This is a genomic window from Streptomyces sp. NPDC091281, assembly GCF_044757425.1.
In the GTDB taxonomy this organism is placed as follows: domain Bacteria; phylum Actinomycetota; class Actinomycetes; order Streptomycetales; family Streptomycetaceae; genus Streptomyces.
Window position 1 is genome coordinate 701201 of record NZ_JBIVUY010000001.1, and the last position, 12141, is coordinate 713341.

12 protein-coding genes are annotated in these 12141 nt (G+C 70.2%); 7 read left to right on the plus strand and 5 right to left on the minus strand.

The features are described 5' to 3' along the window. Nucleotides 1-140 precede the first annotated feature (140 nt). On the plus strand, nt 141-2072 hold the full coding sequence (locus tag ACIQPQ_RS03045) for a hypothetical protein (RefSeq protein WP_401298932.1): 1932 nt from the start codon (nt 141-143) through the stop codon (nt 2070-2072). A 195-nt stretch (nt 2073-2267) separates the two neighbouring features. Further along, nucleotides 2268-2747 carry an SUKH-4 family immunity protein gene (locus ACIQPQ_RS03050; RefSeq protein ID WP_401298935.1) on the plus strand — a complete coding sequence of 160 codons (480 nt, stop codon included), beginning with the start codon at nt 2268-2270 and terminating at the stop codon, nt 2745-2747. A gap of 219 nt (nt 2748-2966) precedes the next feature. Here the strand turns inward: ACIQPQ_RS03050 and ACIQPQ_RS03055 are convergent, their stop codons facing one another. The 3 genes from ACIQPQ_RS03055 to ACIQPQ_RS03065 all read right to left on the minus strand — a co-directional run bounded on the left by ACIQPQ_RS03055 (nt 2967) and on the right by ACIQPQ_RS03065 (nt 7231). After that, nucleotides 2967-4934 carry an FHA domain-containing protein gene (locus ACIQPQ_RS03055; RefSeq protein ID WP_401298938.1) on the minus strand — a complete coding sequence of 656 codons (1968 nt, stop codon included), beginning with the start codon at nt 4932-4934 and terminating at the stop codon, nt 2967-2969. A 72-nt stretch (nt 4935-5006) separates the two neighbouring features. Then, nucleotides 5007-6698, minus strand: coding sequence for a serine/threonine-protein kinase (locus ACIQPQ_RS03060; protein ID WP_401298941.1), 1692 nt, complete (start codon nt 6696-6698; stop codon nt 5007-5009). A 110-nt stretch (nt 6699-6808) separates the two neighbouring features. Then, nucleotides 6809-7231: an ATP-binding protein gene (locus ACIQPQ_RS03065; RefSeq protein ID WP_401298944.1), complete on the minus strand. Its 423-nt coding sequence runs from the start codon at nt 7229-7231 to the stop codon at nt 6809-6811. A gap of 262 nt (nt 7232-7493) precedes the next feature. Between ACIQPQ_RS03065 and ACIQPQ_RS03070 the strand changes: the two genes are divergently transcribed. From ACIQPQ_RS03070 to ACIQPQ_RS03085, 4 genes are read left to right on the plus strand one after another with little or no spacing between them, the layout of a single operon-like run. Beyond that, on the plus strand, nt 7494-8321 hold the full coding sequence (locus tag ACIQPQ_RS03070; protein ID WP_401298947.1) for a helix-turn-helix domain-containing protein: 828 nt from the start codon (nt 7494-7496) through the stop codon (nt 8319-8321). Then, nucleotides 8302-8559: a DUF397 domain-containing protein gene (locus ACIQPQ_RS03075; protein WP_401298950.1), complete on the plus strand. Its 258-nt coding sequence runs from the start codon at nt 8302-8304 to the stop codon at nt 8557-8559. The genes ACIQPQ_RS03070 and ACIQPQ_RS03075 overlap by 20 nt, the downstream gene beginning before the upstream one ends. Nucleotides 8560-8588: 29 nt before the next feature. Continuing rightward, the gene (locus ACIQPQ_RS03080; RefSeq protein ID WP_401299611.1) at nt 8589-8876 is read left to right on the plus strand and encodes a DUF397 domain-containing protein; all 288 of its coding nucleotides are present in this window, start codon (nt 8589-8591) and stop codon (nt 8874-8876) included. Further along, on the plus strand, nt 8873-9130 hold the full coding sequence (locus tag ACIQPQ_RS03085; RefSeq protein WP_401298953.1) for a DUF397 domain-containing protein: 258 nt from the start codon (nt 8873-8875) through the stop codon (nt 9128-9130). Before ACIQPQ_RS03080 ends, ACIQPQ_RS03085 begins: the two co-directional genes overlap by 4 nt. Here ACIQPQ_RS03085 and ACIQPQ_RS03090 read toward each other — a convergent pair. Further along, nucleotides 9114-10283: a steroid 3-ketoacyl-CoA thiolase gene (locus ACIQPQ_RS03090; RefSeq protein WP_401298955.1), complete on the minus strand. Its 1170-nt coding sequence runs from the start codon at nt 10281-10283 to the stop codon at nt 9114-9116. The genes ACIQPQ_RS03085 and ACIQPQ_RS03090 overlap by 17 nt on opposite strands. Nucleotides 10284-10500: 217 nt before the next feature. On the opposite strand from ACIQPQ_RS03090, the gene ACIQPQ_RS03095 reads away from it, so the two are divergent. Beyond that, nucleotides 10501-11739 (plus strand): cytochrome P450, encoded by a 1239-nt coding sequence (locus tag ACIQPQ_RS03095; protein WP_401298958.1) that lies wholly within the window; start codon nt 10501-10503, stop codon nt 11737-11739. A 23-nt stretch (nt 11740-11762) separates the two neighbouring features. On the opposite strand, the gene ACIQPQ_RS03100 is transcribed toward ACIQPQ_RS03095, so the two are convergent. After that, entirely contained in the window at nt 11763-11987 is a 225-nt protein-coding gene (locus tag ACIQPQ_RS03100) for a hypothetical protein (RefSeq protein ID WP_401298961.1), read from the minus strand. Between the last annotated feature and the right edge of the window lie 154 nt (nt 11988-12141).

Consider the following 12141-nt stretch of genomic DNA (forward strand, 5'->3'; position numbering starts at 1 on the left):
CCAATGGGCCTGCCGACAGGACGAGTTACCTCGGCGGACCGCCCGCGCCCCCTCCGCTCCCTCGGTACGGTACGAGAGTTCACCGCCGGGCCGCGTCCCTCAGCAGGTGACGGTCCGGCCGACCTACGGGGGCGCTGAGCTTGTCCGATCCGCACGACGAGCCGAACCGGTTCGAGATCCTCAAGATGGACTACGAGATGGCGCGCGACGACGAGCGCACCTTCTCCAACATCCAGGCGGCGGTGGCGAGCATCGCCGTCGCGCTGCTCGCGGTGATGGCGACCATGGTCAGCGACACCTGCCAGTTGAGCGACGCCAAGGACTGCAAGGAGGTTCCGGATCTCTTTCTCGCCGCGGCCCCGTCCGTGCCGCTGGCGGCCCTGGCGTTCCTGCAACTGCTGGGCACGGTCTCCTCCGTCCGCAGCTACTACCTCAGGGCGCTGGAGCGGGAACTCCGCAGCCACGTCCGCAGCCCCCTGGCCGAGTTACGTGGTTTCGCGCCGATCCGACCCGCTTCCTACGTCGAACTGATCACGGAAGTCACGACGATGCGCCGCGGTCGTGCCGGGTACCGCGTCCTGTCGTTCCTGATCCTCTGCATCACCTTCTCCGTCTTCGCGGGCTTCACCGTCTACCTCGCCGTCCGGCTCGGAGGCGGCTACACGGCCGCCATGCTGGTCTTCTACGGCGCTTCCTTCCTCTTCCTCGCCGCGGACGTCGCCGGTTCCACGCTGGGTGCCCGGACCGTGTTCGTCCGCGTCGCCCAGCAGTTCTACGTCCGCGCGGGCCGCCCGCTGCTCTCCGCCACGGCCACCGCGCCGCACACGGGCCGCGGCATCGTCTCCTACCTCGTCATGCCCCGGCCGGAGGACTGGAGCAAACTCCTCTTCGTCCCCGCCGTCTTCCTCGCCGCGTCGGCCTCCCGAGGGGAGCCGTTCGACTGGCCGGCGCTGCTGGTGTCGCTCCTCGTCGCGGAGTACTTCGTCTACGCGGCGCGCTACCAGTGGAACGACATCCGGGGTGTAGCCGCCGACGCCGCTCACCCCGAAGCGGGGGTCCGCCTCCGGCTGCCGCACTCTGCTGACCGGAAACGGCTGCGATCCATCGTCGGCTGGAGCCTCGCCGTGGCGCTCGTACGGGTGCTCGCGGCGGTCCTCGTGGGCTGGGCGACGGGCGAACTGCCCCTCACCCTGGCGTTCCTGGGCGCGGTCTTCGCCGTGGCCGCACTGTACGAACTGCTGCGCACCCGCGCGCAGGCACCGGCCGTGACCGAGCGCGGCAGGGCCCGCCTCGCCCGGGGGCTCTGGCTCACGGTGGGCACCGGCTACGTACTGCGTTTCCTGGTCGGCGTCCACGCGGCCGGGGTGCCGATCGACGCGCCCCTCGCCCTCGTGGGCGGCGCCTTCTCCTACGTCTTCGGCATCATGTTCGTCCTGCTCACCTGGGTCCTCGAAGCCACCGGGCACTGCCGGGCGTCCGCCACCGGCGTCTGGTACCAGGCGCGGGAACTCCGCGGGAGGCCGCACCAGTCCCGGCTGCTGCGCCACCTGCGCGGTCTGTCGGTCAGCGAGCACCCCGACCCCCACCCCTCGGCGCCGTCCGTACTGAACTGCGGTGCGACAAAGGTGCTCAGGCACCGCAGTGCGCTGTTCGCCCCGTGGAACGTCGCGCTCTGGGCGTCCGCGGTGGCCGGAGCCCCCCTCGCCGTGGTGCTGGCGGGCGTCCCCCTCGACAGCGCGACGCTGTGGTGGACGGGTGGGGCCAGCGCGGCGGGCGCCCTCGCCCTGTCACTCGTCGGCGGTACCCCCGGCCGCGCGGCCGTGCTGCTCCTCGCCACCGGCGGCATCGTCCTCGCCGCCGTCCGGTCGGCGGCCGGTACCGCGATCACCTGGGACGATGCCTTCCTCGTTGTCCCCTGGATCGTCACGGCGGGTACGTACGTCATGTTCAGCGACCAGTCCTACCGGGACCTGAAGCACTTCGCGGCCGACCTCCTCGACGGCGCCCGCCGACTGGCCCTCCGCCTGCTCCGTTCGGTCACCGGCCCGGACACCTGGCAGGCCATCCGCTGACCCGGTCGTCCCGCGTGACGTGTCGACCGAGGGTGCCGTCCCGCCGGAGAGAAATGGCATCCTTTCGTTGACCTGGAATTCGCCGCCCCCACGGCTGGTTTGTTTTGCCGAATTTGTTACCTTGATCTCAATTCGTCTCTTCGGCGGAGTTGCGAATCGCATCGAACGGATGCCTGATGCGTGCGGACGGTTTTCATGGATGATGAGGATCGCGAGATGGTGGAGCTTCCGGATCGCTTGAGAGGGTCGCTGGTCGGGGTGATCGAGTTCCCGGCCGACGGAGTCGCTGACGTGTATCTTCCCGTCGAGGAGTTCGAGCAGGTCGTTGTCGACGGCCGGAGTCTGGTTTTGTTCGGTACGACCGGACTGTCTGGCACGTTGCTGCTGGATGTGCGCTCCGGAAGCGTTGTCTTCAGGGTGCAGGGCAGTCTTCAGCTGGGCGTGGTCAACAGTTCGGTCGATGCGTTCAACCGTTGCCTCGAAGTCTTCTCTGAAAAGCTCGAAGCTCTTGACGAGGGCATCACGGAAGACGAAGACGAGCTTGATGCGCTGAACAATCGTATTGCGCGAGAAATGGAGAAAGAATTCCGCCGCATTGATGGCGGTTTTTATTCTGAGCAGAACTTCTGGTACGAGCTGCGGTGGGGTGTCGCCAACGGCGACTTCAGTGGCTGAGCGCGCGATGTCATGCCCTTGGCGCTCCACGGGGTGGCCGGCGGTGTGACCCTGTCTGGCTCCGACGGGAGCAGGGCCGCGCACGCGTACTCGGCGGCGGACAGGTTGTTCCTCCCCGCCGCCGAGTAGCCCAGCCGGTCAGCCTGGGGCCCTCACGCCCAGCCCCGTAGCCGGACGCTCACGCCCGAGGCCGCGCGCCGCGTGCGTCGGGTGAGCCCCCTACGCCCGGTCCAGCACCCCCGCCGCCCCCGGTGTCCCGGAAGGCGCTCCCTGTGCGGGGAGCACTCCCACGCCGCCCGCCACCCGTGGGTCGGTCGGTACGAAGACCGGGGCGTCCTGCTGGTAGAAGATGTCGATGTCGGCTTCCTCGCCGCCGACGATGAGGGTGTCCCAGGCGCCGCTCTCCTGGAGGGTGCGGAGGGTCGCGGGTGTCAACCCGGTGAGGTGTGCGCGGAGGGCGTCGTCGGTGGGCATGCCGGGGAGGCGGGTGGCGAGGCGGTCGCGGATGGCGGACATGCGGGTGAGGAGGGCTTCCAGGTCGACCTCGGCGGAGTCGGCGTCCACGGGCGCCCCGGTGCCGCTCATGCTGCTGTCGATGATGTCCTTGACGGCCCGGGTGACGCCGCGTTCGTCGGTGGTGACCATGGCGTTCCAGGCGCGGCTCTTGTGCCGGTACTGGAGCATCGACATGGCGGCCTCGTGCCGGATGAAGTCGGCGTCGCGCAGCGGGCGTCCCTGCCAGACCCGGCTGAGGGAGCGGGCCAGCGAGATGGCTGAACCGAGGCCGCTGTTGAGGCCCCGGCCGGGCCAGAAGTGGATGGCGTTGGCGGCGTCGCCGAGCAGGAAGCCGTACGTGCCCGGTGTGACGGCCGTGGGGCGGGTCAACTGGGCGGTGAAGCGGGGCCGCTGGACCATGTCGAGGCGGAAGGAGGTGATGGCGGTCAGGTCGTCCTCGGGGACGCCGAACAGCTTGAGTCCTTCGCGGATGCGCTTCCACAGGGGTGAACTCCGCAGCAGCGCGGGCAGGAAGAGCGTGCCGTGGGTCGGGCAGACGAACTCGTTGTCCTCCTCCTGGCGGCTCATCACGCAGGGCCGGGCCGCGATGCACTCCTCGAAGACCTGCCGTACGGGGTCGATGCCGACGACGTTCTTCGCCTCCTCGCGTGTCAGCCGCATGTTGAGGAAGCCCTCACCGCGCAGCGAGTTGAGGAGGAACCGGTTCTGCGCGACGGTGAGCAGCACGCTCATCGGGTCGGGCAGCCGGGACTTGACGCGCAGGCCGAGGACGACGTCCTGGAGGTGCTCGCCGTCGAGGGAGTAGATCGAGGCGTCGGCCGCGCCGAACCGGTCGGCGAAGTGCTCGCGGCTGCGGGACCGGCCGCCCTCGCAGATCACGAACACGTGCTCCTGCGAGATGAGGTGCTGGTCCTCGGCGGCGTCGAACCGCTTCGGCACCAGCCGGATCGCGGACTTGCCGTTGGCGAGGGCCAGCAACCGGTCCTCGATGTAGGCGATGCGGATGTTGCGCGGCGGGCGGCCGTCGACCGAGTCGGGGCCGACGGGCCACATCTCGGAGTACTGGCCGGGCCCGAACAGGGTCTCCTGCATCTCGTCCGTCAGCGCCAGGTACTGGCGGCTCTGCACGGTGACGACCTGCTGGCGGCGGACGTTGCCCTGGTTCTCGTCCTTCCACACCATCGTCGCGCCGTCGCGCCGCCACCGGCCCTCGTAGACGGTGATCGCGACCTTCCCCGGCAGCGCGCTCTCCAGCAGCAGCGCGAAGGCGAGTCCGACGGGGCCGCCGCCGGACACGGTGACGCGCAGCATGCCGGGTTCGGCGGTGGCGCCCGCGCCGGGCAGGTCCATCTGGGAGAGGTCCATGACCGTCTCCACGGCTTCCTGCGTCTCGAACAGGAAGGTCTCGTCGCCGATGCGGATGGTGTCGCCGGGCGTCAGCTCGTGCCGGGTGACGCGTACGTCGTTGACGTACGTGCCGTTGCGGCTGCCGCGGTCGTGCAGGACGTACGTCTCGCCCTCGGTGACGATCTCGGCGTGCAGCCGGGAGGCGCTGACGCTGACGATGATCACGTCGTTGTCGCTCTTGCGTCCGAAGGTGAGCGGAGCGTCCCCCAGGACCACGCTCTGACCGGCGAAGGGCCCGGTCCTTCCCACGATGACCGACAACACGGCGACTCCTCTGCGAGACCCTACGAAAGGCGGTGGTTGAAGTATGGACGATAGGGCGGGGGCGGGTGGGCGTCAGCCCACCGAGCCGCAGGTGACCGAGAACGGCACGGAGTTGGAGACCGTGCCGAAGGGTTCCTTGATCTCCACGGCCATCGCGCTGCTCAGCGTGCCTTCCTGGGCGTACGTCGTGAGCCGCACCGTCTCCTCGTGGGTGCTGGGGTCGCCGGCGCGGAAGCTCAGGGTGCGCCATTCCTTGTCGACGACCGAGCCGTTGGCCGAGACCCACCGGTAGGAGATCTGCGTGGGCTGCTGGGCGGCCGTGAACGTCGCGGTGAACCAGGGCGCCTGTCCCTGGGGCGCGGGGCAGGCCCCGGAGTACGTCGTGGCCTGGCCGCGCACGGTGACCGAGACCGGGTTGCCGCCGCCCGCCTTGCCGCCCGCGTCCTTGCCGTCGTCGCCACCGTCGCCCATGAGCGCGTAGCCGACGCCGCCGCCGATCAGCGCGAGCGCGGTCACGGCCGCCGCGATCAGCAGGCCGGTACGGCGGCCCCGGGACGCGGGCGCGGACGCCGCGGGCGTGTGCGGCGCGGGCGTGTGCGGCGCGTGCTCCGGCACGGCCGAGGGCACAGGCGCGGGTACGGCCGCCGGTACGGGGTTCTGCGCAGTCGGGGTCGGGGTCGGGGTCGGCGTCGGGACCGTCGGTGCCGCCGCCGGTGCTGCCGGTGCCGCGGGTGCCTGCGCCGTCGCCGTCGGCCCGGTGACCGGTCCCGTCGGCCCGGCCGGTACGCCCTCCACCGCGGTCACGCCGTCCACCGCGGTCACGCCCGCCGTGGCCGTCTCTCCGGCGGGGAGGGCCGCCGTGGCGGTCTCGTCGGTGTCCGGTACGGCGGTGGTGACGGTCGCGGTGTCCGGGGCGGGCGTGCCGTACAGGACCGCGCCCAGCTCGCGGGCGGCGGCCTCGGCGGTCGTGCGGGTCGCCGGGTCCTTCGTCATCAGGCCGTCGATGACGGCGGTCAGGGGGCCCGCCTTGTGCGCCGGGGGCAGTTCCTCGTCGACCACGGCCCGCAGGGTGGCGAGCGCCGACGTACGGCGGAACGGCGAGCGTCCCTGTACGGCGGTGTAGAGCAGCGCGCCCAGGGACCACAGATCGGACGCGGGGCCGGGGTCGCGGCCCAGGGCGCGTTCGGGGGCGAGGTACTCGGGGGAGCCGATGACCTCGCCCGTCATGGTGAGGGCGGTGTCGCCCTCGATGGTGGCGATGCCGAAGTCGGTCAGGACGACCCGCCCGTCCTCGGCGAGCAGCACGTTGGCGGGCTTCACGTCGCGGTGCAGGACCCCGGCGTTGTGGGCCGCGCGCAGCGCCGCCAGCACCTCGGCGCCGATCCGCGCGACCTCGCGGGGCGGCAGGGCGCCCTTCGCGCCGATGCGGTCCGCGAGGGACTCGCCGCTGACGAGTTCCATGACGATCCACGGGCGTTCGTCGTGCGTCGCCACGTCGTAGACGGTCACCACGCCGCGCGCGTTGATCCGTGCCGCCGCCCACGCCTCCCGCTCCATGCGGGAGTAGAGCCGCTGGGTCAGTTCCTCGGTGAGCGCGGCGGCGGCGCGGACCTCCTTGACGGCGACCTCGCGGTGCAGCACCTCGTCGCGGGCCCGCCACACGGTGCCCATTCCGCCCTCGCCGAGCCTCGACAGCAGGCGGTACCGGCCGGCGACCAGTGCCTCGCCGTCCTTGTCCGGCGCTATCCCGTCCTGATCGTGCATGGGGGCCATTACTCCCTGTCTGAGTCGCTGAACCGCGGCCGGGGGAGGAAGGACACGCCCCCGGCGACAGTATGGGCAAAGACGGGGAGTTCGTTAAACGCGCAGGTGTCTCAGTCGGCCGTGCTCACCTCGAACCAGACCGTCTTCCCGCCGCCGGGCGCCGCCGACACTCCCCACTTGTCGGTGACCGCCTCCAGCAGGAGCAGCCCCCGGCCGCCCTCCGACTCCAGGTCCCGCGCGGCCGGGGCCGGACGTAACGCGCCATAGCCGTCGGCGACTTCGACACGTACGCCGGTCGCCCGCCGCAGGAACAGCACGGTGCAGCGGCGGTCCGGCACGTGCCGTACGACGTTGGCGACCAGTTCGGTCACCGCGAGTTGCACCTCGTCCACCAGTTCCGCCGACCCCCAGTCCTCCAGGAGGGACCTGGCGATCCTGCGGAGGTGGTACGCGGAGTGTTCGCCCGCCATCAGCGTCACGCGGTACTGCGGGGGGACGGGGCCCGCCAGCACCGAGGGGAAGTATCCGTTCACGGTACGAGCGTGACCCGTCCCCACCTCGGGGAACAGCGTCTGAAAACAACGTGCTTCCTTGGTGTGGGGGTGGTCCTTCGAGGCCGACTACGGGCGAGGGCGGCCCCCGGTTCACCTCGCGCGCCCGCGAGTACGGCGCGGCCGGTTGACGCGTCAACGACCAGGGGAAATACGTCCGTTCGCCGGACGCGCGCGGTGCGGTGTCGCTACTCTGGGCGACGACCCGACTGCGTCGCGTTCCGCCGAGAGGGGCCCCCACGCCATGACCAACATCAGCGTCCTCGACCCCGGGGCCTCGCCCCTGAACTACTACGGCTACGAGCTGCGTCGCCTGCGGGAAGCCGCGGGACTCAGTCTCCGGCAGTTCGGGGAGGTGCTGAGTTACACGGGGTCACTGGTCGGCCAGATCGAGACGGCCAAGAAGGTCCCGACCCAGGAGTTCAGCGAGCGGGTGGACGCGGCGTTGGGCACGGACGGGCTGTTTACGCGGCTCCTCACGCTGGTGATGCGCAGCCAGCTTCCCGCCTGGTTCCAGCAGGTGGCAGAACTGGAAGCGCGAGCCATCGAGATTCGCTCATTCCAGACGCACATGGTGCTTGGTCTTCTTCAAACACCGACCTACGCACGCGAGGTGCTCGGCGCGATCGACCGGACGGACCTGGACGAGCGGACCGCAGCTCGGCTCGCACGTCAACGTGTGCTTGAAAAGGATGAGCCACCGATTTTCTGGGCGGTGCTCAGTGAGTGTGCACTGCGATTGGACATTGGCGGTCGGGAGACCATGCGAGGCCAGCTTGCTCACCTGCTGACCTTTAAGGAGAACCCCCGAATCAACATCCAGGTGCTTCCCTATGAGGCCGGGCCGCACGCGGGGCTCACCGGCTCATTCGACCTCTACAGCTTCACCAGTGACCCGACAATTATCTATACCGAGAGTTACGGAAGCGGGTACCCGACAGTCAATCCAGCGGCTGTAAAGGACTGTTCGCTCCGATATGATCACCTTCGGGCCGCCGCCCTATCTATCAGGGACTCGGCGGCATTGATCCGGCACGTCATGGAGGACCGCTATGGAAAGCAAGTGGCGTAAGTCGAGTTACAGCAGCGACCAGGGCGGCCAGTGTGTCGAGTGCGCTCCCTTGGGCGCCCTCATCTGGACCAAGTCGACGTACAGCAGCGACCAGGGCGGCCAGTGCATCGAGGTTGCGGGCACCCCCTGTGACGCCGTCGCCGTGCGGGACTCGAAGGTCGCGGCGGGGCCGACCCTGACCCTCGCCCCCGCCGCCTTCGGCACGTTCGTCAACTGGGCGGCTACGACCGCCTGCTGACTGCCTCATCGAGTAGTGGAGGGATCGTGATGGACAGCAGGTGGCGCAAGTCGAGCTACAGCGGTGACCAGGGCGGTGATTGTGTCGAGTGTGCTCCGCTCGGCATCCTGACCTGGACGAAGTCCTCGTACAGCAGCGACCAGGGCGGCGAGTGCGTCGAGGTCGCGGGCACTCCCTGTGACGCTGTCGCGGTCCGTGACTCAAAGGTTCCGGCGGGGGCGAGACTGGCTCTCGCTCCCGCCGTTTTCAGTGCGTTTGTCAACTGGGCTGGCACAAGCCTGATGACCTTCCCCGCGAGTGATGGAGGGCCGAGTTGAACAGCAAGTGGCGTAAGTCCAGCTACAGCAGTGACCAGGGCGGCGACTGCATCGAGTGCGCCCCCCTCGGCACCTTGACCTGGACCAAGTCGACGTACAGCGGCGATCAGGGCGGCCAGTGCGTCGAGATCGCCGCCACCCCCTGTGACGCCGTCGCCGTGCGGGACTCGAAGGTCGCGGCGGGGCCGACTCTGACCCTCGCCCCCGCCGCCTTCGGTACCTTCGTCACCTGGGCGGCTACAGCCGCTGGATGATCGTGCCGGTCGCGAGGCCGCCCCCGGCGCACATCGTGATCAGGGCGAACTCCTTGTCGGCGCGCTCCAGTTCATGGAGCGCGGTGATGACGAGGCGGGCGCCCGTCGCGCCGACGGGGTGGCCGAGGGCGATCGCGCCGCCGTTGACGTTGACCTTGTCGAGGTCCTGGTCGAAGACCTGGGCCCAGCTGAGGACGACGGAGGCGAAGGCCTCGTTGATCTCGACGAGGTCGATGTCGCGCAGGCTCATCCCCGCCTTGCCGAGGACGGCGTGGGTGGCGTCGATGGGACCGTCGAGATGGAAGTGCGGGTCGGCGCCGACGAGGGCCTGCGCGACGATCCGGGCGCGGGGCCTGAGCCGCAGCGCGCGGGCCATCCGCTTGGACGCCCACATGAGGGCCGAGGCGCCGTCGGAGATCTGCGACGAGTTGCCCGCCGTGTGGACGGCCGTCGGCATGATCGGCTTGAGGCGGGCCAGGGCCTCGGCGGACGTGTCGCGCAGCCCCTCGTCCTTGTCGACGAGACGCCACATGCCCTGCCCGGCGGCCTGCTCCTCCTCGGTGGTGGGGACCTGCACGGCGAACGTCTCGCGCTTGAAGCGTTCTTCGGACCAGGCGACGGCCGCGCGCTGCTGCGAGAGCAGGCCGAGACGGTCGACGTCGGCGCGGGTGAGACCGCGGTGCCGGGCGATGCGTTCGGCGGCCTGGAACTGGTTCGGGAGGTCGACGTTCCACTCGTCGGGGAACGGCTTGCCCGGACCGTGCTTCGAGCCGGACCCCAGCGGGACCCGCGACATGGCCTCGACGCCGCAGGAGATCCCGACGTCGATGACGCCCGCCGCGATCATGTTGGCGGTCATGTGGGAGGCCTGCTGCGAGGAACCGCACTGGCAGTCCACGGTGGTCGCGGCCGTCTCGTAGGGCAGGCCCATGGTGAGCCAGGCGGTCCGGGCGGGGTTCATCGACTGCTCGCCCGCGTGGGTCACCGTGCCGCCGACGATCTGCTCCACGGCGTCGGCGGGGATACCGGTACGGCCCAGGAGTTCGCGGTAGGTCTCCCCCAGCAGATAGGCGGGATGGAGAGGGGCGAGCGCACCGCCGCGCTTGCCGATGGGGGTACGGACGGCTTCCACGATCACGGGTTCGGCGGCCATGGGTGGCGAATCCTCTCGGGGGGCGGCTCTCCTCCGGCACGAACAGACGCACAGAACTAGAACACGTACTAGTTCTGTGGTGCAGTCTGCTGACGTGATGTGGGTCACCGCAAGGGTCTTGCAGCCTCGGGGTCACTCAACTACCTTCACCGCACCCTATTTCTGATGGCTCGTCAGAAAGCCGTCAGGAAGAGCGTCCCTCTGGCTGGAGCTGCCCATGCCCTGTCCGGCGCTTCCCGACGGGTTCGACTTCACCGACCCGGACCTCCTCCACCACCGTGTGCCGCTCGCGGAGTTCGCCGCGCTGCGGCCCGCCGAACCGGTCCGCTGGATACCGCAGTCGGGCAACGTCGCCGGGTTCGGCGACGACGGCTACTGGGCGGTCACCCGGCACGCGGACGTCAAGTACGTCTCCACGCACCCCGAGTTGTTCTCCTCCACCCTCAACACGGCGATCATCCGCTTCAACGAGCGCATCGAACGCGACGTCATCGACGCGCAGCGGCTGATCCTGCTGAACATGGACCCGCCCGAACACACCCGCGTCCGGCAGATCGTGCAGCGCGGCTTCACCCCCCGGTCGATCCGGGCGCTGGAGGAACGGCTGCGGGCGCGGGCCACGGCGATCGTCGCGGAAGCCGCCGCCCACGACGGGTCGTTCGACTTCGTCACCTCCGTCGCCTGCGAACTCCCGCTCCAGGCGATCGCCGAACTCATCGGCATCCCGCAGGAGGACCGGACCAGGATCTTCGACTGGTCCAACCGGATGATCTCCTACGACGACCCGGAGTACGCCGTCACCGAGGAGGTGGGCGCCGAGTCGGCCGCCGAGATCATCGCGTACGCCATGGGGATGGCCGCCGAACGCAAGCGCTGCCCCGCCCAGGACATCGTGTCCACGCTGGTCGCCGCCGAACACGAGGGCAACCTCAGCTCCGACGAGTTCGGGTTCTTCGTGCTGATGCTGGCCGTCGCCGGGAACGAGACCACCCGCAACGCGATCACCCACGGCATGCACGCCTTCCTCACCCACCCCGAGCAGTGGGACCTGTTCCGGCGGGAACGGCCCGCGACGGCCGCCGAGGAGATCGTGCGCTGGGCCACCCCCGTCTTCGCCTTCCAGCGGACCGCCACCCAGGACACGGAACTCGGCGGGAAGACCCTCCGCAAGGGAGACCGGGTCGGCCTGTTCTACGCCTCCGCCAACCACGACCCCGAGGTGTTCGACCGGCCCGACGCCTTCGACATCACCCGCGACCCCAACCCCCACCTCGGATTCGGTGGCGGCGGACCCCACTACTGCCTCGGCAAGTCCCTCGCCGTCCTGGAGATCGACCTCATCTTCACCGCCCTCGCCGACACCCTGCCCGGCCTGCGGCTGGTCGGCGACCCCCGGCGGCTGCGGTCCGCGTGGATCAACGGCGTCAAGGAACTGCGGGTCAGCGCCGGGGGATGAACCGAGCCGGTGGCGGGCGCGGGTCAGTGCTGCGGGGTCAGGAGGGCGCCGCCGGTGACGGTGGTCGTCGAGCCGTCCGCCCGCTGGATCGTGTAGCGGGCCGCGCCGTCCTCGACGTCGACACGGGTGACCGTGCCGGAAGTGGGATGCACGGGCGCGGTCAGCCGCAGCAGGTCGCTCTGCTCGGTGTCGTCGAAGACGACGTGGTCGCCTACCTGGGGAGCCGGGGCGGGGGCGGGGGCGGCCATGGCGGGGGTCTCCGTTCACGCGGGCGGGCGGCACCGGGGGCCCGGCGCACCGCGTGTACCCGTACCGCACGGGTCCCGCCCGCACGCCCGCCGTAGGCCGACCGGGTCAGCCCCCGCCCTGCCCTGCCCCGCCCCGCGAGCGGCGCCGTCTCCC

Excerpts from the sequence above, each read along its gene's own strand:
- ACIQPQ_RS03095 (WP_401298958.1), top strand. The coding sequence starts at position 10,501 with ATGCCCTGTCCGGCGCTTCCCGACGGGTTCGACTTCACCGACCCGGAC.
- ACIQPQ_RS03050 (WP_401298935.1), top strand. The coding sequence starts at position 2,268 with ATGGATGATGAGGATCGCGAGATGGTGGAGCTTCCGGATCGCTTGAGA.
- ACIQPQ_RS03080 (WP_401299611.1), top strand. The coding sequence starts at position 8,589 with ATGGACAGCAGGTGGCGCAAGTCGAGCTACAGCGGTGACCAGGGCGGT.
- ACIQPQ_RS03075 (WP_401298950.1), top strand. The coding sequence starts at position 8,302 with ATGGAAAGCAAGTGGCGTAAGTCGAGTTACAGCAGCGACCAGGGCGGC.
- ACIQPQ_RS03060 (WP_401298941.1), bottom strand. The coding sequence starts at position 6,698 with ATGCACGATCAGGACGGGATAGCGCCGGACAAGGACGGCGAGGCACTG.
- ACIQPQ_RS03100 (WP_401298961.1), bottom strand. The coding sequence starts at position 11,987 with ATGGCCGCCCCCGCCCCCGCCCCGGCTCCCCAGGTAGGCGACCACGTC.
- ACIQPQ_RS03070 (WP_401298947.1), top strand. The coding sequence starts at position 7,494 with ATGACCAACATCAGCGTCCTCGACCCCGGGGCCTCGCCCCTGAACTAC.
- ACIQPQ_RS03090 (WP_401298955.1), bottom strand. The coding sequence starts at position 10,283 with ATGGCCGCCGAACCCGTGATCGTGGAAGCCGTCCGTACCCCCATCGGC.